This is a genomic window from Variovorax rhizosphaerae, assembly GCF_037889975.1.
GTDB lineage: Bacteria > Pseudomonadota > Gammaproteobacteria > Burkholderiales > Burkholderiaceae_C > Variovorax > Variovorax rhizosphaerae.
Genome location: NZ_JBBKZT010000003.1, coordinates 75,362 through 98,812, shown reverse-complemented (window position 1 = coordinate 98,812; position 23,451 = coordinate 75,362). Strand labels below are relative to the sequence as shown.

General features: G+C 63.4%; 32 protein-coding genes and 1 tRNA gene. 25 read left to right on the top strand and 8 right to left on the bottom strand.

Annotation, left to right across the window (positions count from 1 at the left end; genetic code table 11):
- Positions 1–37: 37 nt before the first annotated feature.
- Genes rpoZ through WKW82_RS07040 form a run of 3 tightly spaced genes read right to left on the bottom strand, consistent with a single transcriptional unit; the run spans position 38 to position 1,804 of the window.
- Positions 38–241 carry a DNA-directed RNA polymerase subunit omega gene (rpoZ, locus tag WKW82_RS07050; protein ID WP_213955086.1) on the bottom strand — a complete coding sequence of 68 codons (204 nt, stop codon included), beginning with the start codon at positions 239–241 and terminating at the stop codon, positions 38–40.
- Between the two features lie 22 nt (positions 242–263).
- Positions 264–884 carry a guanylate kinase gene (gmk, locus tag WKW82_RS07045; protein ID WP_340341560.1) on the bottom strand — a complete coding sequence of 207 codons (621 nt, stop codon included), beginning with the start codon at positions 882–884 and terminating at the stop codon, positions 264–266.
- 5 nt (positions 885–889) lie between these two features.
- Positions 890–1,804: a YicC/YloC family endoribonuclease gene (locus tag WKW82_RS07040; protein WP_340341559.1), complete on the bottom strand. Its 915-nt coding sequence runs from the start codon at positions 1,802–1,804 to the stop codon at positions 890–892.
- 91 nt (positions 1,805–1,895) lie between these two features.
- Here WKW82_RS07040 and WKW82_RS07035 point away from each other — a divergent pair, with 91 nt between their 5' ends.
- The 8 genes from WKW82_RS07035 to WKW82_RS07000 all read left to right on the top strand — a co-directional run bounded on the left by WKW82_RS07035 (position 1,896) and on the right by WKW82_RS07000 (position 9,020).
- Positions 1,896–2,903 (top strand): serine/threonine protein kinase, encoded by a 1,008-nt coding sequence (locus WKW82_RS07035; protein WP_340341558.1) that lies wholly within the window; start codon positions 1,896–1,898, stop codon positions 2,901–2,903.
- A 73-nt stretch (positions 2,904–2,976) separates the two neighbouring features.
- Positions 2,977–3,879 carry a PP2C family protein-serine/threonine phosphatase gene (locus WKW82_RS07030; protein ID WP_340341557.1) on the top strand — a complete coding sequence of 301 codons (903 nt, stop codon included), beginning with the start codon at positions 2,977–2,979 and terminating at the stop codon, positions 3,877–3,879.
- 233 nt (positions 3,880–4,112) lie between these two features.
- Positions 4,113–4,841 (top strand): ribonuclease PH, encoded by a 729-nt coding sequence (gene rph / locus WKW82_RS07025; RefSeq protein ID WP_340341556.1) that lies wholly within the window; start codon positions 4,113–4,115, stop codon positions 4,839–4,841.
- Between the two features lie 43 nt (positions 4,842–4,884).
- Positions 4,885–5,487, top strand: a complete 603-nt coding sequence (rdgB, locus tag WKW82_RS07020; protein WP_340341555.1) for an RdgB/HAM1 family non-canonical purine NTP pyrophosphatase — start codon at positions 4,885–4,887, stop codon at positions 5,485–5,487.
- Positions 5,484–6,734, top strand: a complete 1,251-nt coding sequence (gene hemW / locus WKW82_RS07015; RefSeq protein ID WP_340341554.1) for a radical SAM family heme chaperone HemW — start codon at positions 5,484–5,486, stop codon at positions 6,732–6,734. Before rdgB ends, hemW begins: the two co-directional genes overlap by 4 nt.
- Positions 6,731–7,486 (top strand): TetR/AcrR family transcriptional regulator, encoded by a 756-nt coding sequence (locus tag WKW82_RS07010; protein ID WP_340341553.1) that lies wholly within the window; start codon positions 6,731–6,733, stop codon positions 7,484–7,486. Before hemW ends, WKW82_RS07010 begins: the two co-directional genes overlap by 4 nt.
- Positions 7,487–7,539: 53 nt before the next feature.
- Positions 7,540–7,627 (top strand) — tRNA-Ser (locus WKW82_RS07005).
- A gap of 142 nt (positions 7,628–7,769) precedes the next feature.
- The gene (locus WKW82_RS07000) at positions 7,770–9,020 is read left to right on the top strand and encodes a tyrosine-type recombinase/integrase (protein WP_340341552.1); all 1,251 of its coding nucleotides are present in this window, start codon (positions 7,770–7,772) and stop codon (positions 9,018–9,020) included.
- Position 9,021: 1 nt separating this feature from the next.
- On the opposite strand, the gene WKW82_RS06995 is transcribed toward WKW82_RS07000, so the two are convergent.
- Positions 9,022–9,342 carry a hypothetical protein gene (locus tag WKW82_RS06995; protein WP_340341551.1) on the bottom strand — a complete coding sequence of 107 codons (321 nt, stop codon included), beginning with the start codon at positions 9,340–9,342 and terminating at the stop codon, positions 9,022–9,024.
- Positions 9,278–9,829 (bottom strand): HNH endonuclease signature motif containing protein, encoded by a 552-nt coding sequence (locus tag WKW82_RS06990; RefSeq protein ID WP_340341550.1) that lies wholly within the window; start codon positions 9,827–9,829, stop codon positions 9,278–9,280. The genes WKW82_RS06995 and WKW82_RS06990 overlap by 65 nt, the downstream gene beginning before the upstream one ends.
- Before the next feature lie 281 nt (positions 9,830–10,110).
- On the opposite strand from WKW82_RS06990, the gene WKW82_RS06985 reads away from it, so the two are divergent.
- From WKW82_RS06985 to WKW82_RS06950, 8 genes are all read left to right on the top strand, one after another.
- Positions 10,111–10,290 carry a hypothetical protein gene (locus WKW82_RS06985; RefSeq protein WP_340341549.1) on the top strand — a complete coding sequence of 60 codons (180 nt, stop codon included), beginning with the start codon at positions 10,111–10,113 and terminating at the stop codon, positions 10,288–10,290.
- A gap of 290 nt (positions 10,291–10,580) precedes the next feature.
- Positions 10,581–10,898, top strand: coding sequence for a hypothetical protein (locus tag WKW82_RS06980; RefSeq protein WP_340341548.1), 318 nt, complete (start codon positions 10,581–10,583; stop codon positions 10,896–10,898).
- Positions 10,895–11,509, top strand: coding sequence for a hypothetical protein (locus WKW82_RS06975; protein WP_340341547.1), 615 nt, complete (start codon positions 10,895–10,897; stop codon positions 11,507–11,509). Before WKW82_RS06980 ends, WKW82_RS06975 begins: the two co-directional genes overlap by 4 nt.
- 287 nt (positions 11,510–11,796) lie before the next feature.
- Positions 11,797–12,201 carry a hypothetical protein gene (locus WKW82_RS06970; RefSeq protein ID WP_340341546.1) on the top strand — a complete coding sequence of 135 codons (405 nt, stop codon included), beginning with the start codon at positions 11,797–11,799 and terminating at the stop codon, positions 12,199–12,201.
- 125 nt (positions 12,202–12,326) lie between these two features.
- On the top strand, positions 12,327–12,536 hold the full coding sequence (locus WKW82_RS06965; protein WP_340341545.1) for a helix-turn-helix transcriptional regulator: 210 nt from the start codon (positions 12,327–12,329) through the stop codon (positions 12,534–12,536).
- Entirely contained in the window at positions 12,536–12,796 is a 261-nt protein-coding gene (locus WKW82_RS06960; RefSeq protein ID WP_340341544.1) for a hypothetical protein, read from the top strand. The genes WKW82_RS06965 and WKW82_RS06960 overlap by 1 nt, the downstream gene beginning before the upstream one ends.
- Before the next feature lie 77 nt (positions 12,797–12,873).
- On the top strand, positions 12,874–13,623 hold the full coding sequence (locus tag WKW82_RS06955) for a toprim domain-containing protein (RefSeq protein WP_340341973.1): 750 nt from the start codon (positions 12,874–12,876) through the stop codon (positions 13,621–13,623).
- Positions 13,620–15,041: a YfjI family protein gene (locus WKW82_RS06950; RefSeq protein ID WP_340341543.1), complete on the top strand. Its 1,422-nt coding sequence runs from the start codon at positions 13,620–13,622 to the stop codon at positions 15,039–15,041. Before WKW82_RS06955 ends, WKW82_RS06950 begins: the two co-directional genes overlap by 4 nt.
- A gap of 209 nt (positions 15,042–15,250) precedes the next feature.
- Here WKW82_RS06950 and WKW82_RS06945 read toward each other — a convergent pair whose 3' ends face one another.
- Positions 15,251–15,682: a hypothetical protein gene (locus WKW82_RS06945; RefSeq protein ID WP_340341542.1), complete on the bottom strand. Its 432-nt coding sequence runs from the start codon at positions 15,680–15,682 to the stop codon at positions 15,251–15,253.
- A 104-nt stretch (positions 15,683–15,786) separates the two neighbouring features.
- On the opposite strand from WKW82_RS06945, the gene WKW82_RS06940 reads away from it, so the two are divergent.
- The 9 genes from WKW82_RS06940 (at position 15,787) to WKW82_RS06900 (ending at position 22,749) form a co-directional block, all read left to right on the top strand.
- The gene (locus WKW82_RS06940) at positions 15,787–16,842 is read left to right on the top strand and encodes a phage major capsid protein (RefSeq protein ID WP_340341541.1); all 1,056 of its coding nucleotides are present in this window, start codon (positions 15,787–15,789) and stop codon (positions 16,840–16,842) included.
- A 12-nt stretch (positions 16,843–16,854) separates the two neighbouring features.
- Positions 16,855–17,241, top strand: a complete 387-nt coding sequence (locus WKW82_RS06935; RefSeq protein ID WP_340341540.1) for a hypothetical protein — start codon at positions 16,855–16,857, stop codon at positions 17,239–17,241.
- Between the two features lie 4 nt (positions 17,242–17,245).
- On the top strand, positions 17,246–17,626 hold the full coding sequence (locus WKW82_RS06930) for a hypothetical protein (protein ID WP_340341539.1): 381 nt from the start codon (positions 17,246–17,248) through the stop codon (positions 17,624–17,626).
- Positions 17,623–17,832: a hypothetical protein gene (locus WKW82_RS06925; RefSeq protein ID WP_340341538.1), complete on the top strand. Its 210-nt coding sequence runs from the start codon at positions 17,623–17,625 to the stop codon at positions 17,830–17,832. Before WKW82_RS06930 ends, WKW82_RS06925 begins: the two co-directional genes overlap by 4 nt.
- Positions 17,832–18,011 carry a hypothetical protein gene (locus WKW82_RS06920; protein ID WP_340341537.1) on the top strand — a complete coding sequence of 60 codons (180 nt, stop codon included), beginning with the start codon at positions 17,832–17,834 and terminating at the stop codon, positions 18,009–18,011. The genes WKW82_RS06925 and WKW82_RS06920 overlap by 1 nt, the downstream gene beginning before the upstream one ends.
- A 96-nt stretch (positions 18,012–18,107) precedes the next feature.
- Positions 18,108–18,566, top strand: a complete 459-nt coding sequence (locus tag WKW82_RS06915; protein ID WP_340341536.1) for a hypothetical protein — start codon at positions 18,108–18,110, stop codon at positions 18,564–18,566.
- Between the two features lie 3 nt (positions 18,567–18,569).
- Positions 18,570–21,317, top strand: coding sequence for a phage tail protein (locus tag WKW82_RS06910; protein ID WP_340341535.1), 2,748 nt, complete (start codon positions 18,570–18,572; stop codon positions 21,315–21,317).
- A 59-nt stretch (positions 21,318–21,376) separates the two neighbouring features.
- Entirely contained in the window at positions 21,377–22,054 is a 678-nt protein-coding gene (locus WKW82_RS06905; RefSeq protein WP_340341534.1) for a DUF2793 domain-containing protein, read from the top strand.
- Positions 22,051–22,749, top strand: a complete 699-nt coding sequence (locus tag WKW82_RS06900; RefSeq protein WP_340341533.1) for a hypothetical protein — start codon at positions 22,051–22,053, stop codon at positions 22,747–22,749. The genes WKW82_RS06905 and WKW82_RS06900 overlap by 4 nt, the downstream gene beginning before the upstream one ends.
- A gap of 45 nt (positions 22,750–22,794) precedes the next feature.
- On the opposite strand, the gene WKW82_RS06895 is transcribed toward WKW82_RS06900, so the two are convergent.
- Complete coding sequence (locus WKW82_RS06895; protein ID WP_340341532.1) at positions 22,795–23,067, bottom strand: hypothetical protein; 273 nt, start codon at positions 23,065–23,067, stop codon at positions 22,795–22,797.
- A 120-nt stretch (positions 23,068–23,187) separates the two neighbouring features.
- The gene (locus WKW82_RS06890) at positions 23,188–23,367 is read right to left on the bottom strand and encodes a hypothetical protein (RefSeq protein ID WP_340341531.1); all 180 of its coding nucleotides are present in this window, start codon (positions 23,365–23,367) and stop codon (positions 23,188–23,190) included.
- Between the last annotated feature and the right edge of the window lie 84 nt (positions 23,368–23,451).

The window sequence follows — 23,451 nt, the reverse complement described above, 5'->3', positions numbered from 1 at the left end:
GCAAGCGGTGCCTCTATAGAGGAGTGCAGGCGAATGATCAGCCCGGCACCTTCTTGAGCATTTCCAGGCCGATCTTGCCTTCGGCGATTTCGCGCAGCGCGGTCACGCCGGGCTTGTTCTTGCTCTCGATCTTGGGCGCGTGGCCCTGGCTCAGCATGCGGGCGCGGTACGTTGCGGCCAGCACGAGTTGGAAGCGGTTCGGGATCTGAAGCAGGCAGTCTTCGACGGTGATGCGGGCCATGATGAGCTTTCGGTGGTCGGTGTCAGGGGATGTTCAATGCGGCGAAGGTGTCGGCCCGCGCTCGGCGCTGGGCGGAATAACGCAGCCGCTGGGCGTGAACAATGGCTTTCAGGTCGAAAAGCGCACGCTCGAATAACTCGTTGATTATAACGAAATCGAATTCCCCCGCCCGGGCCATCTCCGTGGCCGCATTGCGCAGGCGCAATTCGATCACGTCGGGGCGGTCTTCGCCGCGGCGTTCCAGCCGGGAGCGCAGCTCTTCCCAGCTCGGCGGCAGGATGAAGATGAGCACCGCGTTGGCGAAGGTCTTGCGGATCTGGATGGCACCCTGGAAGTCGATTTCCAGCACCACATCGGCGCCCTGCGCCACGCGTTCTTCGATCGCCCGCTTTGACGTGCCATAGCGGCATCCGTGCACATGGGCCCATTCGACGAAGCCGTCGGCCGCGACCATGGCGTCGAACTCGCCGTCGGAGGTGAAGAAGTATTCGCGGCCATGCTTCTCCTGGCCGCGCGGGGCGCGGGTGGTGTGCGACACCGAGGGCTGCACGGCCGAATCGAGTTCCATCAGCGCCTTCACGAGGCTCGACTTGCCGGCGCCGCTGGGCGCGGCCACCACGAAGATATTCCCTGGGTAATCCATTTGACTTATTCGATGTTCTGCACTTGCTCGCGCATCTGTTCGATCAGCACCTTCATGTCGACGCCGATGCGCGTGAGTTCGAGGGCCGCGGACTTGGAGCCCAGCGTGTTGGCTTCTCGATGGAGTTCCTGGATGAGGAAGTCGAGCCGCTTGCCGATCTCGCCGCCCTTGGCGATGAGACGTTCGATCTCGTCGAGGTGGGAACTGAGGCGGGTGAGTTCCTCGGCAACGTCGATGCGGATGGCGAATGCGGTGGCCTCGGTCAGGGCGCGGTCCTGCGCGGCTTCGGGCAGGGTGCCACCGACGAGGCCCATGGCGTCCTGCCAGCGTTCGAGGAAGCGGTTGCGTTGCTGCTCGACCAGTTGGGGCACCAGCGGGCCGGCCTGCTCGGCGAGCTTGCGCAACTCGCCGAGGTTGTCACTGAGCATGGTGGCGAGGCGGGCGCCCTCGCGGGCGCGGGCTTCCATCATGGCGGTGAGTGCCTTGCCGCTGACCTCCAGCAGATCCGGGCCCCAGTCGCCGCGCTGGCTGCCATCGCCGCTGGCCAAGCGCAGGATGTCGGCCACGCTGAGTTCGCGGGCGCTGGGCAGCCAGGCCTTGATGCTGTCCTGCACGCCGTTCAGGCGTTGAAGCAGCCGGGTGGAAGGCTCGGTCACGCCCGACGCGGCGCTGTTCTCGAAGTTGGCACGCAACTCGACCTTGCCGCGCTTGAGGCTGCGCGTGAGCAGTTCGCGCAGGGCGGGTTCGTGCTGCCGAAGCTCTTCCGGCAGCTTGAAAGTCAGGTCGAGGAATCGGCTGTTGACCGAGCGGATTTCAACGCCAAGACGGCCTGCGGCCGCAGGGCGCGAGTCCGCGTCAGCGTGGCCTCCACCGGGGGTGTTCTGGCCACTCGCGTAGCCGGTCATGCTGTAAACTGGCATTGCGCCTCACTGTGAATTTGTTTGTTCGCACCATGGCTCCGGCACAGCGTTCGCTTGCCGCACACTCGCCTTCGGGTGAAACTCCCGGATTATGTCAAAGGTCAAACCGTCGCCCCTGCTGCCCGATACAGTGATCGGCGGATACCGCGTGATTCGCCGGATATCCGCAGGCGGATTCGGCGTCGTCTATCTTGCCGTCGACCCTTCCGGCCAGCAGGTCGCGATCAAGGAATACCTGCCTTCTTCATTGGCGACGCGTGGCGTTGGCGAGTTGGCGCCGCAGGTGGCGCCGGAGAAGCTGTCGCTGTACCGGCTCGGCCTCAAGAGCTTCTTTGAAGAAGGGCGTTCGCTCGCGCAGATCTCGCACGCTTCGGTGGTGAGCGTGCTCAATTTCTTCCGCGAGAACGAGACGGTCTACATGGTGATGAACAACCTGGAAGGCGCCACGCTCCAGGATTTCATCGTCACCGCACGCGACCTGAAGAAGCAGAAAGTATTCAGGGAGTCGACGATTCGTTCCCTGTTCGACGAGATCCTGCGCGGCCTGCGCATCGTGCATCAGCACAAGATGCTGCACCTGGACATCAAGCCGGCCAACATCTTCGTGACCGACGATGACCGGGCCGTGATGATCGACTTCGGCGCGGCGCGCGAGGTGCTGTCGAAGGAAGGCAACTTCATCCGCCCGATGTACACGCCCGGCTTCGCCGCGCCTGAGATGTACCGGCGCGATTCGTCGATGGGTCCGTGGACCGACATCTATGCGATCGGCGCCTGCATCTATGCCTGCATGCAGGGCTACCCGCCCAACGACGCGCCGCAGCGCATCGAGAAGGACCGGTTGAGCCTCTCTCTGTCGCGATTGCGTGGCATCTACTCGGACAACCTGATCGAGGTGGTCGAATGGTGCATGTCCCTCGATGCGATGTCGCGTCCGCAATCGGTGTTCGCGCTGCAGAAGGAACTGAGCCGCGAAGGCGAGCGTCGCTATACGAAGCTCAGCGTCAGCGAGAAGGTGCGCCTGTCGATCGACAACATGCGCTCTCCCGACAAGAAGGGGCTGCCCAAGGCGGCCGCCCCCACAACCAGACCGGCATGAACTCCCAAGTTCTCCAGTATTTGCTGCCTCCCGAGTGGGCTTTTGCGCCCTTCGGGCTGCCATGCGGGCGCTCATGAAATTTTCTGTATTCCAGGTCAGCCGCAAAGGCGGCCGTGTCAAGAACGAAGACCGCATGGGCTATTGCTACACGCGGGAGTCCGGACTGTTCGTGCTGGCGGACGGCATGGGTGGGCACCCCGAGGGCGAAGTTGCGGCGCAGATGGCGCTGCAGACCATTGCCGCGCTCTACCAGCGCGAAGCCCGACCGGTGGTAAAGGACGTGCGCGCCTTCCTGACCTCGTCGGCCTTGTCGGCCCACCAGCAGATCATGCGGTACGCGGGCAACAAGGCGATGCTCGACACGCCGCGTACCACGCTCGTGGCGGCGGTGTTGCAAGGCACGACCGCCACCTGGGTGCACTGCGGCGACTCGCGCCTGTACGTGGTGCGTGGCGGCCGGTTGCTGATGCGCACGCGCGACCATTCGCATGCCGAGCGGCCGCGGCTCGACGGGGGCAATGAGCCGGTCAATCGCAACTTGCTGCTGACCTGCCTCGGCTCGCCGTCCACGCCCACGCTGGACGTTTCGGCGCCGCTGACCCTGCAACAGGGCGACCGCATCATGCTGTGCTCGGATGGCGTATGGGGCGTGCTGGAAGATGAGCAGATCGTGCGGACGCTTTCGAACAGGCCGGTGTCGGATGCAGCGCCGGAGCTGGCGGAAGCGGCCTTGCGCAACGGTGGCACGCACAGCGACAACGTGACGCTGATCGCGCTCGAATGGGAAACGCCTGACGTGCCTGGCAATGAGCGGGGCGTGTCGACGGATGCCATCAGCGAAGGCGTGTTCGCCTCGACGATCCAGGCCGGCATGCCCTCGGACGGCGAGGCCGACGACCTGGACGAAGATGCGATCGAGAGGTCGATCGCGGAAATCAACGAAGCCATTCGACGCTCGGCGGCCCGCAAGGGCTAGAGGGCGGGGATCATCTGCGGCGGACGCCGATCTCGGGCTCGCGGTGCAGGCGCCGCCATGACAAGCGCTTGGCGCATTTGTTAGCCTATGCCGCAACTCGGTTGTCAGCTTACTGGCGTACTGGATCCGCTCGGCGGATCGGCATCCTGGCTGATGTTCTCGCTACGAAATCTTCCTTTCCTCAGCGCTCCCGTGAGGTGGGCGGCCTCATCAATTCAATGTCAATTCAATCAATGACTACCTTCACCCGAAACGGCGGCCGCGCAGCCGACCAATTGCGATCCGTGCGCATCACGCGCGGCTTCACCATCCATGCCGAGGGCTCGGTGCTGATCGAGTTTGGCGATACGCGCGTGCTCTGCACGGCTTCGGTTGAAGAGAAGGTGCCGCCGCACAAGCGGGGCAGCGGTGAGGGCTGGGTCACCGCGGAATACGGCATGCTGCCGCGCGCCACTCACACCCGGAGTGACCGCGAGGCCGCACGTGGCAAGCAGAGTGGCCGTACGCAGGAAATCCAGCGCCTGATCGGCCGTTCGATGCGCGCCGTGTTCGACTTGAAGGCCCTGGGCGAGCGCACCATCCACCTGGATTGCGACGTGCTGCAGGCTGACGGCGGCACCCGCACGGCTGCCATCACGGGCGCGTTCGTCGCGGCGCAGGATGCCGTCGACAAGCTGCTGGCCGCGGGGACCATCCCTGCTTCGCCGATCCTCGGGCCGGTGGCTGCGATCTCCGTGGGCATCGTGCAGGGCACGCCGCTGCTGGACCTCGAATACACCGAAGACTCGGCCTGCGATACCGACATGAATGTCGTGATGACCGGCGCCGGCCATTTCGTCGAAGTGCAGGGCACGGCCGAAGGCGCTGCCTTTACGCGTGCCGAGATGGACCTGTTGCTGGGCCTGGCCGACAAGGGCATCCAGGAACTGGTCGTGCTGCAACAGCAGGCGCTTTCCAAATAAGTACAAATACTGCCGGCGCCTTTCTTGCGGGTGCTCATCGCTCATGAAACTGGTCCTCGCATCCAACAACGCCGGCAAGCTTGCCGAATTGCAACTGTTGCTCGCTCCACTGGATGTCACTCTCGTGCGCCAGTCGGAACTGGGTGTGGGCGAGGCGGAGGAACCGTTTCGCACCTTCGTGGAGAACGCACTGGCCAAGGCGCGGCACGCCGCCGCTGCGACCGGCCTGGCGGCCATTGCCGATGACGCGGGCCTGTGCGTCGAGGCCTTCGGCGGCTTGCCCGGCGTGGATACGGCCTACTACGCGACCCGATTTGGCTACGAGAAGGGCGACGCGAACAACGTGCGCGCACTGCTCGAACAGATGGCCGGCATCGACGACCGCCGCGCCGCGCTGGTCAGCACGCTGGTGGCGCTGCGCAGTGCCGAAGACCCGGAGCCGCTGATCGCGGTCGGACGTGCCCCTGGGCAGATCACGCGCGAGCCCATCGGCGAGAACGGTTTCGGTTTCGATCCGGTGATGTTCCTGCCGGCGTTCGGCAAGACCTTCGCCCAGCTACCGCCCGAAGTAAAGAACAAGAACAGTCACCGCGGCCAGGCCGCACGCACGATGCTGGCGCTGATGCGCGAGCGTTGGTTCCCATGAGCACGATCGTCCCGATCGCAGCTGCGGTGCAGGCCGGCGCGCCGGACGCCAACGACGTGCTGCACATGATGCGGCCCGGGCCCTTGCAACTGGCCGCGCTGCCACCGCTGTCGCTGTATGTGCACCTGCCCTGGTGCCTGCGCAAATGCCCGTACTGCGACTTCAATTCGCATGAATGGTCCGACGGAAAGGGCGAGGCGTTGCCGGAGCAGCGCTATCTCGACGCGCTGGTGGCGGACCTCGACGCGGCGCTGCCCTTGATCTGGGGCCGCACCATTCACACCGTGTTCATTGGCGGCGGGACGCCGAGCCTGTTCTCGCCCGAGGCGATCGACCGCCTCATCAGCGACGTGCGTGCGCGGGTCAAGCTGGCGCCGGACTGCGAGATCACTCTGGAGGCCAACCCGGGTACTTTCGAACGCGATCGCTTCAGGGCTTTTCGAAGCGCGGGCGTGACGCGCCTGTCCGTCGGGGTCCAGAGCTTCAACGACGAGCACCTGAAGGCGCTGGGGCGCGTGCACGACCGGGCGCAGGCCCTCGCCGCAGTCGAGGAGGCGGCGAGTGCGTTCGACACTTTCAACCTCGACCTGATGTATGCGCTACCAGGGCAATCGCCGGCGCAACTGGAGGCGGACCTGACGCAGGCATTGGCGCTGGCGCCACCGCACCTGTCGGTGTACCACCTGACCATCGAGCCCAACACGTATTTCGCCAAGTTTCCGCCCAAGGTGCCGGAGGACGACGATGCCTACGCCATGCTCGACCGCATCATCGAGCGCACGGCGACCGCGGGGCTCTCACGCTATGAAATTTCGGCCTTTGCGCGCGAAGGCCACCAATGCCAGCACAACCTGAACTACTGGCAGTTCGGCGACTACCTCGGTATTGGCGCCGGCGCGCACAGCAAGCTCAGTTTTGCCCACCGAATCGTGCGGCAGGTGCGCTTCCGGGAGCCCCAGCGCTACATGGACCAGGCGTTGGCGGGGGTAGCGGTATCACAGAGCGATGACGTGGCGTTGGCAGAGTTGCCGTTCGAATACATGCTGAACGTCTTGCGGCTGAAGGAAGGGTTCACTCTGTCGCAATATGGCGAACGGACTGGGCTTTCGATGACCGCAATTCAACGCGGACTGGCGCAAGCGGAGCAAAATGGGTTACTTTCGCGCGACCTTAGACACGTTTGGCCTACAGCAAAGGGACTCGATTTCCTGAGCGACCTCCAGACACTGTTCCTACCAGATTCATGACCATCACACTGCTCGATTCCATGACCGAACTTCCCCCAGCAGCGGAAGCCACTGAACCGAAGCGCCGTGCGCGGGGCCGTCCCAGCGTCGTGCAGGCGGCCGAATTGCGCGAGTCCTTCCTGGATGCCGCGACGCAGTCGTTCCTGGAAAAGGGCTACGCGGGCACCAGCATTGAGGCTGTTGCGCGGGATGCGGGCGTGGCCAAGATCACGATCTATCGCCAGTTCGAGAACAAGCAGGCGCTGTTCCACGAGGTGATCCACCGGGCGGTCGAGAAGGCGCGCACCGACATGCACGCGGCGCTGAAGGGCGAACAGACCAACACCGAGGAACGCCTGCTCGAGTTGATCGAAGGCATGTACCTGGGCGCCACCGAGCCGCGCACGCTGGGCCTGTTGCGCCTGGTGATTGCCGAGGCCACGCGTTTCCCTGAACTGGCGAAACTGGTCTACACGGAGAACAGCTGGGTGCTCGGCCCGGTCGTTGCCTATCTGGAAGAGGCGCACCGCTCCGGCCAGTTGCATGTGCCGCATCCGGAACTCACCGCCGTGCAGATCTCGAACCTGGCATTTGGCGGGGTTCGGTTCTTCATCTCCAGGCCGCTCGCCGGACCCGCCGAGCGCCGCGAATGGGCGCAGGGCGTGCTGGACCTGGTGCTGGGCGGCCTGGCGCCGCGCACGGCGCAGCAGCAGCCCGACGCGCCCGACGCGAGCACTGCGCCTGCGCAGCGCTCTGAAGACAGCACGGTCTAGAATCTCGCCTCTTGCCTGCCGCTCCACCGGGGCGGGCAGTGCATGTCTTCAACGGAGAGTTGGGTGAGTGGTTTAAACCAGCAGTCTTGAAAACTGCCGACGGGCGACCGTCCGTGAGTTCGAATCTCACACTCTCCGCCAGTTCAGCGTCCCGACGCGACCCCTTCGGACCCGTTTTGCCGGTTTCTCCCAATGGAGAGGGTTAAGCAGTCGTTCCGAACGGTTCCACTCAATCCCGCATAATGCCAACATCTTTGGTGGCAAGGTTGATGGAAAGGACGATATGCCCAAGAAAGCGGTCGAGCTCGGCGCGTTGCAGGTCAGCAGGCTGACGAAGCCTGGCGCACACGCCGTTGGCGGGGTCGCGGGGCTGCAGCTCAAGATCAATGACGCCGGGGCGCGATCCTGGGTGCTTCGCGCCATGGTGGCCGGCAAGCGTCGGGACATGGGGCTCGGCGGCTTCCCCGACGTGACCTTGGCCCAGGCGAAGGAGCGCGCTCGCGCTGCCCGGGACCAGATCCACGCTGGCGCCGACCCCATCCAGACGCGCCAGGAGGCCCGCAGCGCCGCCGCCGCGGCCAGCGCCAAGGCCAAGACGTTCGACCAGTGCGTCGACGCCTTCATGAAGGCTAAATCCGGCGAATGGAAAAACGCCAAGCACCGGGCGCAGTGGCAAAGCACCCTCGACGCCTACGCCAAACCTGTGTTCGGCAATGTGCTTGTGCATGACGTCGACCTCGCCCAGGTGCTTACCGTCCTTGAGCCGATCTGGCCTGTCAAAACAGAGACGGCATCTCGCCTGCGCGGTCGAATCGAAACGATCCTCGATTGGGCGACGGCGCGCGGCTACCGCACGGGCGACAACCCGGCGCGCTGGCGCGGCCACCTTGACCAACTGCTCGCCAAGCCTCGGAAGATCAGCAAGGTAGTGCACCACGCCGCAGTGAAGGTTGACGACGCCGCGGCATTTCTCACTGGCCTGCGCAGCATCGAGGGCCTGAGTGCCAGGGCCTTGGAGTTTGCAATCCTGACCGCCGGCCGATCGGGTGAAGTGCGCGGCGCGCGCTGGCCGGAGATTGACCTGCAGGCGAAAGTCTGGACCGTGCCGGCCGAGCGAATGAAGGCCAAGAAGGAACACCGCGTGCCGCTTTCCAAGCAGGCGTTGAAGTTGCTCGAGCAGCTGCCGCGGATCGAAGGAACTGACGTGATCTTCCCGGGCCGCAAGGGCCAGCCGCTCTCCGACATGTCGCTGACGGCGTGCATGCGACGCATGAAGGTTGACGCGGTGCCCCACGGGTTTAGAAGCACCTTCCGCGACTGGGCATCGGAGCGGACCAACTATCCGCGTGAGATTGCAGAGATGGCGCTGGCGCACACCATCGAAAGCGCGGTCGAGGCCGCTTATCGGCGCGGTGATCTACTCACCAAGCGCGCCTCCATGATGCAGGCGTGGTCGGACTTTTGTGAACGCCCGGCAGAAGCCGCGGCGGTCATCCCAATGGAGGGACGCAAGCCGCGACGACGCGTCGAGTGAGCTACCGACCGATGCGGTGCACTCGCTGGCCGCGCCAGGGATGCTCTGCGCCCGGGCCTTTGACCAACGGGTCAACGAAAGAAGCGGGCGCTGCCTCTGTCGGCTCCGGCGCCTCTGCTGGCTCGTCCAGAAACCTCATTTCGCCATCGCCATTCACGACACGTAAATAGTCGACTTGCACACGCACGGTGTTGACCATGACTTGCGCAACTTCGCAGCTCGCACGCATGCGCTGGTAGTCCGGTTCCTTGGTGCCGTCACTCAGCTGGTCCAACAACTTGAAGAGGTGGTCTCGCACGTCGGCGATGGTTTTCGTGCTCACGGATCGTCTTCCTTACTTCGTTGAGTAGGCGAATCGTCTCCTGCAGGGCAGGCGGATAACTTCGCAGTTGGTTCATCCGACGCGCTGCGTCCACATCGTCGATCAACTCGAGGTTGTCGATGCTGCAGTTGCGGCGGTCGCCATCCTTGAACAGGAGCCGTGTTCCTTTGGGCGGCGGTGCACCGTGAACGGCTTGCCAGACGAGGTGATGCTTTCGCACCCACGCCTTGGCGCCGGTCTCGTCGACCACCTTGACCATCACATAAGAATTTTGACCGCGACGGAGGACTTCAGTGCCTGACGGCGATGGGCAGCCGCGGCCGTTGAAATACTTGCCGCTGAGTCCCCGTGCGATCGCCATGTGCTTGATGGCTTGCCTGCTGCGCGACAGTCGAGAAGCAAGCTCGTCGATGTCGCCGGTGGGGTACAGCAGATCCAGCAATACAAACTCGGCCTCACACCACCGCGATTTCGACTTTTTGTGCAACTTCGGTCCAACCTGTTCAAGGCCGCAGAGTGTTGCCCAGAGCCCCCCTCTTGCCGATGGTGGCAAGCACTGATGGCGTCCGGAATCGTCATCTGAGATCCAAGCGCGCACGCGCGCGCGTTTACCCATTCAGCAAGCTTTGTCCATTGACAAGTTTTGTCACGGAAACGGGGGGGTGCTGCGCCACATCAAGCCGGACCCGCAGCGTCCTCAGGATTCGCGCTAGTAAACGGCGACAAAACATCCTTGCGGCACGTGAGATTAACGGCTACGATAAGCACATGTCGCGCACAACCACCAAAAATATGAGAAAGCCAGGCCGCCCGCCGCTCCAAGACGGGCTGCAAACGACTTCGGTGTCGTTGCGCCTCACTGTCCCGCAGCGGGAAAAGCTGGAGAAACTGGGCGGCCCGCCGTGGGTGCGTGAGCGTATCGACAAGGCGAAGTTGCCGAAGGAATGACGCCGCGTCTCAGGGCGGCATGGCTCATTTCTGAGCCATGGATCTGAGGCAAAAAAGGCGACGGCCGCGGAGGTACGAACTCCGCAGCCGTCTCACCACAACGTGCACATACCTTGGAAGGAACGCACATCATGGCTGAGTCGATTATCGCGCCGTCGAGCGCCGCAGCATCCCCCCAAAGAGGGGCAGCTTCACCGAACTGCAGAGCGCCCTCAACGAGGCCGGATATCAAGACACTGTGCGAGGTGCTCGAACACCACGTCGCCGCTGAACGCGGGGGTGCAATCGTGATGGCCGCCACTACTCCCGCCGCGCGGGCTGCCATCACCCTCGCGCCCATGTCGGCCACCGCGGCCGCCGATGCCGTGGCGCCGGCAGAGGGCACGATCCTGCTGTCACCACCGGCGGCTTGCGATCTCTACTTCGCCGACGACACGTCGTGCGCGGCCTACTACTCCGGCGGCTGCCGGACTAGCCTCTACCACCATCACGGCCGCGCCTACTGGACTGGCGACGAGTCGCGTACGGACGGCGACGGCCGCCGGTGGGAGCGGCGCATCAGGGCCGTGGTCGACGACTTCGGTGCACTGGTTGAGGTGCAATCATGAGCACCGCCATCAAGCCCAAGCAGGCCCTTGCCTGCGCCTTCAGCGCCATCGCCCAAGCCCTGCACGCCGCCCACGCGGCCGACGATGCGGATCAGTCCTCAGGCGACTCCAATCGCCTGCTGGAGACCGCAGCAAACATGGCCGACTGCTACCGCGACAACCCGCCTTCGGAAGAACACGTCGTTGAGCGCGTTGGTTTCGATATTGCGGCGCTCATCAAGGCTTCCCGACTGGTGCCGGGCGATGTCGAGTCGACCGAGCGAGCGAAACTGATCGAGAAGGCGAAACCGCATCTCGTCTGGCTGACCGATGCTGCAACTTGCTTGGACTCGGATGAGAGGCTTCTTGATCGCTTCGATCTCCAAGACTTCGCCAACGAAGCGATGTCGCTCAACGTCTTCGTTGAGTGGGCCATCAGCGCACGCGACCTACTGCAGAGCGTTCGCGTCTGTGCGGAGATTGACGAGAACCTCGCTGGCGCCCTTCGCGCACACGACATTCGGCACAACGCGGCCGACTGGCATGCGAATACTGTCGGCGATGGGCTGTCGTACGTCATGAGCCGCCAGCACCGCTTGCTCAAGCAGATCGTCGGAGTGTCCGAGCAGTGATCGAGCGCACCGTTTGGCGTCCCCGCCATGATCAGCGCGCTGATCTGGCTACGCGCTCCACTGAATCACTCCTTTCGCCGCGCCTAGGCTGATCCCCGAAAACCCGTTTTACCTGGGCGGGCTGGCGCGGCACCTTTCCACAGGTGCGTGAGGTACGCATGGCTGCAAACGTAGAACGTCATTTTCGGAAGGACCCGGCTGAGGTGATCAAGCGAATGCGGGGGGTGGGGCGTAGCAGTTACTCCAAGTCTCTCGAAAATCGCTGGGAAGTAGAGCGTGCAACGCGCATGTTTGAAACCTACATTTCCGCAGGCATCAACAAACACCATGCCGCTCTCGACGCGGAGCAAGAGGCCAAGCGCATTGACGCAGAAATTGCAAGATATCTCGACCACCGAACGCTCCCGATTTTTGTCGAGTTGATCTTGCATTACTACGAGGTCGTGCAGCAGGCCGAGCGGCGAGCGACATGGCATGCCACAGATCCCAAGCAGGCAGCTAAAGCCGAAGTCAAGGCGTGCTGGGAGCTTTGGAAAGCAGAACCCACCCGGTACAAGAACCGCACGAAGTTCGCCAAGGACATGCTCGAAAAGTTTCCTGGCCTCCTCGAGAGCGAAAGAGTGATTGCCGCCAAGTGGGTTCCCACGTGGGAGGCTGAGGCGGAAGGCATTCCACCGGACGACGACGATTGAACACCGCTCCGGACGGATGTACACCCGTCCGGTGTGATGTACACCGCTCCGGACGGGTGCTATAGATTTGATAGCACTGCTGCTTCCTAATCCAGTTCATCCCACGGCAATCCGCAGGGGTTTATATGGAGCAGGAAATGGCGAAAGTCTCTTCGTCGCTTCGACCGCCTCAGGTCAGAGCGTTTCTCGGCGGCATCGGCAACACCACGCTATGGCGCTGGGTTAACGAGCGACCTGACTTTCCGCGGCCGATCAAGCTCGGCCCGAGAGTCACGGTCTTCAGGCTCGATGAGTTGATCGCCTGGCGCGACAAGCAAGCCGAGGTGGCGCACTAATGGCGGCGCCAGAAAAGCAAACGCCCGGCGGGGGCCAGGCGAGTGCAAATTCAAATTCAGACAGCGTAGCGATTATCGGCGCCGACGTTCACGCCGGCAAGCGCGTTGCCAACCTCAAGGCCGCGCTTGCACTGCGCGGCTTCCAAGTCCACGACAGCACGACCGGCGGCTGGCTGGTGGCCCGGTGGGACCTCTCGCATTACTGCGCGCGCATCGAAGACCTTGAGGCGTTCCTGCGCCGCGTGGGAGGTGCATCTTGATCACCTGGACAGACTTCCCCATCGGCGACCATCGCATCATGTGCCCTGCCTGCGGCAGGAAGCCGAGCGTGAAGGACATGGGCGTCACGATCCTCGACGACTCGCACGGCGTGGCGCACTGCTTCAAGTGCCACGTCGTCGTGAATCGCCGCGAAGATCGCGAACTGACGCCGGCCGAGCGCAAGGCGTTTGCCCGCCGCATGGATGCACTGCGCCACCAGCATGATGCCGAACAGCGCGAGCGCCAGGCGCAATCTGCAGCAGCGTCGGCGATCCGTTGGGCATCTGCTCATGCCGTCGACTCACATCCATACCTGACAGCGAAGGGCGTGCGGGCCCATGGCATTCGTATCGAAGCAGGTCACACCCTCCTCGTTCCAGTGCGCGATGCGGGCGGGCATTTGCACAGCCTCCAAGGCATCGCCCCAGACGGATCCAAGCGGTTCATGCCGAGCGGCCGCACCAAGGGCTGTTATCACGCCATCGGTCGGCCTGCCGATCGCCTGGTGATCTGCGAGGGATACGCAACTGGCGCCACTATTTATGAGGACGCTGGCCAGGCGGTGGCCGTCGCGTTCAACAGCGGAAACTTGCTGCACGTCGCCAAGGCCTTGCGCGCGAAGTTTCCGTCCATCACCTTGGTGATTGCGGCCGACGACGACTGGAAGACCGAAGGCAACCCCGGCATGGCGGCGGCGACAGAAGCTGCCCGCACCGTCGGCGGACTGCTGGCGGTGCCGGACTTCAAAGACCTCCCGCGCGGAGACAAGGACACCGACTTCAACGACCTGCATCGAGTGGCCAGGACTGCCGAGGTACACCAATGAGTGCCGTACTTGCAGACCCGGTGAATGCCGCGCTCAACGCTGCGCTGCCCGTTGCGGGCGGCTGGCCGTTGCTCAATCCGATGCCCGACGATGAACCGATCACGCCGGATGCTTTTCCGTTTCATGCGTTGGGCCCGATCCTCGGAGCCGCGGCGCGAGCGATCGCGCATGACGTGCAGGCACCTGACAGCTTGGCCGGAGGCAGCGTGCTGGCAGCAGCCGGATTAGCCAGTTCGCCATTAGCCAACGTGTATCTGCCGCACGGCCAGCGTGCTCCTTTGAGCCTGTTCGTCGTGACGGGGGCAGGCTCCGGAGATCGCAAGAGCGCTGTCGATGCCGTGGCTTGCCACGAGATCGAGGAAACCCGAAAGCAGCAGGCGCGCGACTACTCGAAGCAGTTGCAAGACTACGAACAGGATATGGCGGCCCGCAAGGGCCCAAAGGAGTCCGAGCCGACCAAGCCGGCGCCGAAGAGCATCACGACTGGCAACGCGACCATCGAAGGCATCAGCAAGTTGCTGAAGTTCCAAGCGAGCATCGGCGTGTTCAGCGCTGAAGGCGGCGAGATGCTCGGCGGCCACTCGATGCGCGACGAACGCCGGCAGTCCGGCCTGGCGTTCTACCTCAAGGGATGGAGTGGGGAATCGTTGGACTCGTTGCGCGGAGGAGAGGGGCTCACGGTGTTGCTCGGTCGGCGCATCTCCATGCACGTTCTGGTGCAGCCGGTGTTGCTCCGTCAACTCCTGACCGACCCACTGGCGCAAGGGCAAGGCTTGCTCGCTCGATGCCTGATTGCCGAGCCTGACACGCTGGCAGGAACCCGGCTGTATCGCCATGTCAATCCGCACGAGAACCGTGATGTCATCGCCTACAACGAGCGCATCCGTCGCTTGCTCGAAACTCCACCGAACTTCTGGCCCGACGGCGACGGGCACGAACTGAAGCCCCGGGATCTTCGCTTGAACGCAGAAGCCCAGGCTATCTGGGTCGCCTTCCACAACCAAGTCGAAGTTCAGCAGAAAAATGGCGACGAGTTGGAAGGTGCGCGCCCGTTCGCATCCAAGGCTGCTGAGCATGCGGCGCGCATCGCCGGCGTCATCACCATGATCGACGAGCCGTATGCGGTGCAGATCGGCGCTGAGGCCATGGAAGGCGCCATCGAGATCACCGCGTTCTACCTCAACGAGCACCTTCGTCTGACGGGCGCCGGCCGCCAAGAACGCCAGGCGGGCAACCTTCGTGAATTGCATGCTTGGATGCAGCGCGTCGGGCCTATGGTGCTTAAGAAGGACGTGCTGCAAAAGTCACCGCGCCGCATAGGGCGCAAGGCTTCAAGCCTGAACCCGCTGCTCAAGGAGTTGGCTGATCGGGGCTACATCCGCGAGGTCGGCGGCGAATGGGAGGTCCGCGATGTTTAAGTTGGACATGCAGGCCTTGCGCGAATCGGCAGGCACTCGCTGGCTAATGGCTAATCCGGCTAACGCGGCTAACGATGCCGCTCCGGAAGCATCGACACCCGGTGCCGATCCTGAAATTAGCCAGAAACAGCCCGAATTAGCCACGATAGCCACATTAGCCATTAGCCATGACGTTAGCCAGCAGTCCGCAGAACTGTTGACGGCCCCGGCTAATTGCGGCGGCGATGCGTCGTTGCGATCAGTTCGGGGACAGCGAAGCAGCCCGCGCCGAGATGCGCGCCGACTGCCTGGCGCTGCCCCCGCACCTTCAGGCCGATCTCCTCGACTACTTCCGCGGCAAGCGAACGAACCCCAGCAAGGGAGCGGCGGCATGAGCAACTTGTCCATCTTGCGCGTGCTACTCGCCTGAGTTCGGGGCGATGCTTCACGATCCCTTCAACCGTGTTCGGCAGCCAAGTGACTTCTCCCGCGAGGGTCGCGTACGGCTTCTTGGCGAGGCTTTCCAAGCTTTGATGCAGGGCCGGATGCCCAGTGATGAAGCGCGCATCTTTCTGGCGGCCGGAGGTGTGGCTTGGCTCGAGCGCGGCGGCGATCTTCTCGGCGACCTCTGGAAGGTGCGCGGCGCGCAGGGCAGCACGCACACGCCGGCAGTGATCTGGAACGCGCTGCAGAGCTCTTCGGGAAGAGCGACAGCCGACGACGAACCCGCGAGCATCGACCCATCAGATTCCGAAAGGTCGATCACATGAGTTCCCTGGATGCCCGCGGCTTGGCCGCTGCCCGATACGCGAAGTCGCTCTTCAACGGCAGAGAAAGCCCGAATGCTGCGCTTGCGTACGCCGAGAGCCAGGACTGGATGCACACGCCGCATGTCACCTCAGTTCTGCGTGCGGCGGTCAGTGCGCAGACGACGATCAACAGCCCGGCGCTGCTCGGCGAGGTCGGCACCGACTTCAGCCAGTATGTGCGGCCGTTGACGCTCCTCGGAAAGATTACCGGCTTCCGCCGCGTGCCAATGCGCGTGCGCCTGCTCACCGGAAGCGGCGGCTCGACTTCCTATTTCGTTGGTGAAGCGAACCCCAAGCCAATCTCGCGAGCAGCGTTTGCGAACCTGCAGCTTGACCCGCTCAAGACGGCCGGGATCGTTGTCGTCACTCAAGAACTTCTGCGTTTCAGCACGCCGCAGGCTGACCTGACCCTGAAAGACGACCTGGCCGCTGCTGCAATCGAATCGATTGATCGGGCCTTCATCGATCCGCTGAACTCTGGCATCGCCAACGTCAAGCCCGCCAGCGTCACGAACGGCGTCACGCCGCTGGTGAGCACCGGTTCGACGATCGCGCAGATCGACTCAGACCTCAAGGCGATGGTCGCTCAATTGATCGCGGCCGGCAGCACACTCGAAAGCGCCTACTGGATCGTGAGTCCGGGCACGGCCGTCTCGCTGAGCCTCAAGCGCGGCACTGGCGGCAATCTCGCCTACCCAGGCGTCAATGCACGTGGCGGCGAGTTGCTGGGGCTGCCGGTGGCTACGTCGGCTCACATGTCGGGCGACAGCAGCGGCGCCTTCATCGCGCTTCTCGATGCGTCGGCGGTGGCCCTGGCTGACGAAGACGAAGCCCAGATCAGCGTCATGACGCAAGGCAGCCTGCAACTCGCGGACAACCCTTCGATCGATGCGTCTTCGGTGCAGGTGTCGCTGTGGCAGACCAACACGGCGGCGATCCGCGTGGAGCGCTACGTCGACTGGCGCCTTCGTCGGCAGGGTTTCGTGTCTGTGCTGAGCGACGTTTCCTACTGAGGCTCCCCACCCATGGCAAACATCGAAGGCACTGGAAGCAGCGACCTGCGTGCGCTGCGCATCGAAATGGGCACGCGGCTGGCTCGCGCCGACGGCGCAAGGCGGGCCGAGCTCAAGCCGCTGGCCCTTCAGGTAAACGCCATTGCGTCTGCGCTGGAGAAGCTCAAGCAAGCAGGTGCGGCCGCTCCAATCGCGCGCGATCTCAGCGCTGCTGAGAGGGCAGAAATCGATGCGCTTGAGACGGAGCTCACCGCTTTGGTTGCGCGAGTCGAGGCTCTGGAAAAGCGGCCACCCGTTTTCTTCGGTGGTGTCGGCGGTGCCCCAGGCCCGGCCGGTCCTGCAGGCCCTCCTGGTCCGCCGGCAATCCCGGCCTTCAGCTACTTCCCGATGGGGTTCTAACGCCATGAGCGAAACAGCCAAGTCCGCGCCTGTGACCATGTCAATCATGAAGGCGGTCCTTCAGGGCTTCTCCGAAATGATCAAGGAACGCCTGTCCCTTGATCGCAAAGAGAACGAGCAAAAGCAAGCGCAGATCCTGGAGCTCTTGGAAGGCCTCGATCGGCGCTGCGCGGAGCTTGAGGCCCGCGAGCCGATGGAGTACTTGGGGACCTTCGACGCCGCCAAGACGTACAGGCGTAACGCCTGCGTGACCTGGGGGGGTTCGATCTGGGCTTGCAAGGTCGCATCTACCTCCGAGAAGCCAGAGCCTGGCTGCCAAGACTGGCAGCTTGCCTGCAAGAAAGGTCGGGACGGCAAGGACGGCAAGGACTGGGACGCGCGATGACACCGATGACTGCTGAGCAAGTAGTTGCCGACACACGGGCTCGCAACCTCGAAGAGTTGGCTCGCGGCCGTCAGAAGCTCGTCGAGCTCGGTGAGTCGCCAGCTGTCATTGGCCTCGTCATGTGGCGCGCCGAGACCATGCTGGCCGAGCAGGTCGCGTGTATCGAGCGTCGTCTCGGTCTTGCTGACGCGGTGGTGGTGCACTGATGGCCGCACAGATCATCACGATCGCCGAGCTCGAGTACCTGGCCAGCCTTGCTCGGCTCAATGTCGTCAAGGAACCAAGCGCCTACCTGGTGAAGCGCGGGCAGCAGGTGCTGTATCGATCCGCGGACCCGGCGGACGTGCACGGCTGGCTGGCCGCCTGGGTGGCTCACGTCAGGTGATGGGGGGGTGGTCGGAGGCTTTGAGATCGACCTCTTGGAAACCGCGCCCTCAGTCTCTTTTTCACACGCTCGCTTCAAAGATTTGGATTCTTTTCGATGCCCAACCCTGGCAAGCCTCTCGCTCTGAAACAGATCTCCGGTAGTCGACGGGTGGCCAAGGCCTTCGCAACGGTGACGCTTCCCGCGCTGCAGGAAGTCCCATCCGCGCCGGAGTGGCTGCTGAACGACCACGCGCGTGCTGAGTGGAGTCGTCTGGCGCGGATCCTGACCAATTCGAGGATTCTGACGGTCGGTGCGCTTGTGCCCCTGGCGCATGTTTGCAACCTTCACGGTGTCATCGCCCGGCAGCTGACGGCGGGCGGGCAGCCAAAGGCCGCGATGGTGGGGCTGTACCGGCTGATGCTGAATGACTTCGGGCTCACGCCTGCCTTTCAGGGCAAGGTGACTCCAGCGCCGGCCGGCGCCAGCGCCAACAGATTCAGTGATCGCGGCTGCCCGCCCGGCTTGAGGAGAAACACCATCGCTTCCACCCCTTCAACCCTTGCGGAGAGATAAGCCATGGGCCGCACAGCATGGACGTTTGCCGGCGCTGTTGTCGGCTATTACTTCGGCGTCCCTCAACTCGGTGCCGCGGTCGGTGGCGCGATCGGCGGCGCAGTCGAAGGCCCGACCCGAGTCCAAGGCCCGACCATCAACGAAACCGGTGTTCAGACCTCGCAGGAGGGCGCACCGCGTGCGATCGTGTACGGCACCGCGCATGTGACCGGCAACATCATCTACACGAGCCAAGTCTTTCGCTTCTATTACGACGTGGAAAACGGGGGAGAAGGCAAGGGCGGTGGCGGCACGGTGCAGCAGCAGACGATGTTGCTGCGGACGTTCGCTATACGCATTTGCGAAGGGCCGATCGCTGGCGTCCTGCGGGTGTGGGAGGACAACAAGCTCGTGTACGACGTGCGGCCGGGCTCGGGCGTGGTGGGGCAGTCGCAGCAGTGGGCGGCGGGCACGATTTTCTACCTCGGCACCGAAGATCAATTGCCGGATGTGCTTTCTACGCTGGTGATCAATCCGGATATGCCAGCGTATCGAGGGACGGCGTACATGCTGCGCAGCAATGCGGACCTCACGGATCGGCGAGGGTCAATTCCGCAATACCGCTTCGAGGTGGCGCAGAGCGTCACGGAAAACATCGTGGAACTGCCAGTCGTCGAGCCTCGGATGGTGGAGTTGATCACGGCCGGCGGTGTGTTCAACGACTACGAGCTGGTTCCTTACGCAATGGACAGTCCAGGGAGTTGCTGGCTTGTTTATTTTGATTTCAACTCAGTCGATGTCGGCACCACGCTCACCCTTTACGTCAAGGTTGCCGGCGGTGTGGTTTGGTCCCGTGCCATCGTGCTTCCACCACACTTCGCTAACCGTAACATCTACATGGTTCAAATCAACCATGTGCCCGACGGCTCGACGATCACCGGAGGCTTTGAGGGCCACTATGAAGGGCAATTTGCCATCAATACGCGAGGGCTGACCGAGGACTATATGGCTCGCGGGGATGGTGGGCCAGTTTACGAATCGGACAATCCTAATTTCGGAGTGTTGGTCAACAGTGACGGCGACCTGGCATCGGCCGGCCACGATTTAGCGTTCACTTCGCCCTATGTCTGGGGTCCGGAATTCCTCGAAGAGGGTTTGACAGGGGACACCATTTCGCTCAGCGAGATCGTTGCCGACATCCACGCGCGATGCCGCATCCCGGCCGACAAGTTCGACGTGACCGAACTGGACGATGCCGTCACAGGGCTGGTGCTGGCCGGTGACTACTCGGGCGCGGACGCCATCAACACCCTGCGCGTGCCGTACTTCTTCGACAAGTGCGAGCACGATAAGAAGCTGCACTACGTCAAGCGCGGCGCCGCGGTGGCCTACACGGTCACGGTCGATGATCTGGTGGAAGAGCCTGACGACTCAATGCGCAACCAGGCCAGCGAGTACGCCAAGAAACTTCACCTGTTCTACCAGCACGCGAACAGCGGCTACGCGGCGGTCAAGGCCACCAGCGCACGCAGCAGCCCAGATGCTCGGGTGACGGGTGAGGCAACGATCAGCGTGCCGGTGGTGCTAAGCGAGGACCAGGCCGCACAGACGGCCGCCAAGCTGCATAAGCTGTCGTGGACGGAAGCAGAGGGAGAAATCACGATCGCCCTGCCGGAGAGTTTCCTGTGGCTCACGCCCAGCGACGTTCTCGGCGTGAACCTTCACGGGCGAGTCAACCGAACCCGCGTCGAGTCCATGAACTACGCGGCCGGCGTGATCCAGTTGACGCTAAAGCACGATCGACAAAGCGCATACACGTCGGAGCTCACTGGCGTCCCTGTCGCTCCGCCGTCCTTGCCGCCGTCGAACATCGTGGGTGCGACTACGTTCGCGGTGCTGGACATCTCTGCGCGCAGTGACAGCGAGGACGATCTTCACTACCTCGTCGCGGGGACCGGTGCAGAACCTGGCTGGCCCGGCTGGCAGTATCAGCGAAGCCTCGACGCTGGCGCCAACTACACAGCCGTCGCCAACTACACCCGCGCTCCGGTGATGGGCGTGCTGGTGGATGCCGTGCCCACCGCGGCGGAGTGCTTCACCGACACCACCAACACGGTGCGCATCCAACTCTATCGAGACGGGCAAAGCATCGACAGCATCACGGATGCTCAGTTCTTGAGCGAGGGTGGAGCGTTCGTGCTGGTGGATGCTGCCGGCGTCTGCGAAGTGCTCCAGTACCTCGACGCCGACGATGAAGGAGATGGAGTCTTTGCGCTCACGACCCTGCACCGCGGGCAACTCAACAGCGGTGCTCGCGCGCACGCATCGGGCGAAACCTTCGTGATGTTCCGGGATGCCTCGCACGTCGACGCGCAGTCGGCATGGATCGGGCAGATCCTGACGAGTCGGGGAGTGAGCCTGGGCGCGGCGGCGGAGACGGGCGCGGTCAAGACGCTTGCCTATGCCGGCATGTCGCAGGTCGAGTGGTCGGTTGACTTCCTCACGCTGGCGCGCGACGGCTCCGACGTCATCACGGGATCCTTCATTCCGCGCTACCGCTTCGGATCGGACGCGAATCCCCTGAACTCTGTGAATGCCAGAGGCTACCGAATCACTCTGGACGACGGCGTGTTGCCCGCGGTTGTGCTGTCGGATCAGGCCACTACCACTTTCACCTATGACGCATCGGCGCTCGGCGCACCGTTGACCGTCAGCGTCCAACCCATCAACCGCATCACGGGCGCAGGCCCTGCGACATCAGGATCGATATGAGCACTCCCTTTCTCCCGCCTGCGATTTGGTCCGAAGGGCTGTCACAGCCTCGCTTGCCTGTGAACGACAACGCGCTGCGGTGGCAAATCTCGCAGAGCAACGTCAACAACGCAACGACCGCGCAGCCTGGCAGCCCTACCGAGGGGGCTTGCTACATCATCCAGTCGACGCACACGGGCGCGCAGTGGTCGACGTTCACGCCGAAGGACTTGGCCATCTATCGTGGCGGCACCTGGTACGCCTATGCACCGGTGGAGGGCAACCGGGTCAGCGTGAGCGGGGAAATCTATCTCTACACGTCGGGCGCGTGGACCTCCGTCGCGGGAGGTGCGGCTGCCGAGGATGTCAGCTACGACAACGCGACGAGTGGCCTGTCCGCAACCGATGTGCAAGGGGCCATCGATGAGATTGCAGCGGCCGGAGTTGGAGCGCCTCCCATCGTGACCGCGAGCGGCACAAGCCTCGATGCCGACGACACCAACGCCGGCAACTACACCCGATTCACCAACGCCAGCGCGAAGACCTACACCTTCGACGATGCCGAGACATTCACGGCAGGCGACGAGTATCACGGGCGCAATGTGGGCGCTGGCGACCTCACGCTAACCGAAGGCGGCAGCTTCACGCTGAACCCGCCAGCGGGTGGAACACTGGTTGTTCCGCAGGGCGGCACATTCACAGTGAAGATCGTCGCTCCTGACGAAGCCGACGTGATCGGCGTGACGGTGGCCGCGTGATTCCGGGAATCGTGGCGGGTACGGTCTTGGGCGGGAGCGGGCCAAGCGACCCGGACTTCTCCTATGTGCAGTGGTTGCTCCACATGGACGGTACGGACCTCGGTACTGTCATCACCGACAGCAGTTCGATTGCGAGGACGACCGTCGCATCGGGGGCGACTGGCGTCACGTCGAGTGCGCAGGCCAAGTTCGGACCGACTTCGTTCCGCAGCAGTCACGATTCCGACTTCGCTGCCACCACCGACTTTACGGGCCTGTCGTTCGGCACTGGAGATTTCGCGGTCGAGCTTTCTTTTTACGCGGTGGATGCCGGCTCGTTCGGCGTGATGCTGCAAACCGAAGGTTCGCATACCGGCCGCTGGTACATGGGGCATTACCCTGGAACCCGACAGATCTACGTTCAATTCAATGGCGCGGACGCCCACTTCACGCCAACCAACAGCCTGGCGCTCAACGCATGGAACCAGATCGAATGGTCGCGCGAATCGGGGGTGAGTTACTTCTTCGTCGGCGGCACGCTGGTGTATTCAGCCGCGGACACCAATGACTACCAGGTCGGGGCGGACCGATTCCACGCCGGTGGCGGCATCGGCGGCATCTACCCGCAATACGTCGACGAGGTACGCATCACGGTCGGCAAGGCTCGGCACACGGCGAACTTCACGGCGGCGACAGCCGCATTCCCCGACTCCTGAAAGCAAGCGCCGCGGGCATTGCCCTGCGATGCACCCCAAGCTCTTTCAGTGCCGAGCCGGGTTCTCGGTTCGAAGCTGCACTTCGCCTCCGATGATCGCCAGTCGCACGCGCTCATGCTTTTCGAATAGCTCGAGATACCGGCGCTTATTCTCAGGGCTGTGGTCACGGTCGCCCGCCACTCGACGGCGGCCATGGTTCACGTAGAAGTCGGTCTCCTCTTCCGTGAGCCCGACCAGCACGCGGTCTCCTCGCGCGTCCGTGCCAAGGGCGCGCATTTCGGTCAGGTAGGCTACCTCGTCTTCACTCAACGTCGACATGCATCCTCCTCTTTGGGGTCCTATGACAACACGATTATCCGGCGGCACTCTTGTGGTCGAACCTGTTCACTGAGTGGCTGGAGCAGGGAGGCGCGGCTGTCTCGTGTCTCGCCGCGCGCGTCAACGTGGTAGCGCCTGAGCCGCCTCACGGATCGCCTTGGCTCGATCTACCTGGTCCTGCAGCAGCTTGTTGGTCTTCTTCTGCTCGGCCAGCAACTCGCGCAACAAAGGCTTCGTGCCGAAGATCGCGAACGGCATGCAGATCCACAAGATCGCCAACACGATCAGGAAAAGCCACATGACCACGCCGAATCCAACCAGTCCATCCATCTGAGCACTCCTCGGTGATTGTTCCTCGGGATGGTACAGGGGGGCCGACAGCGC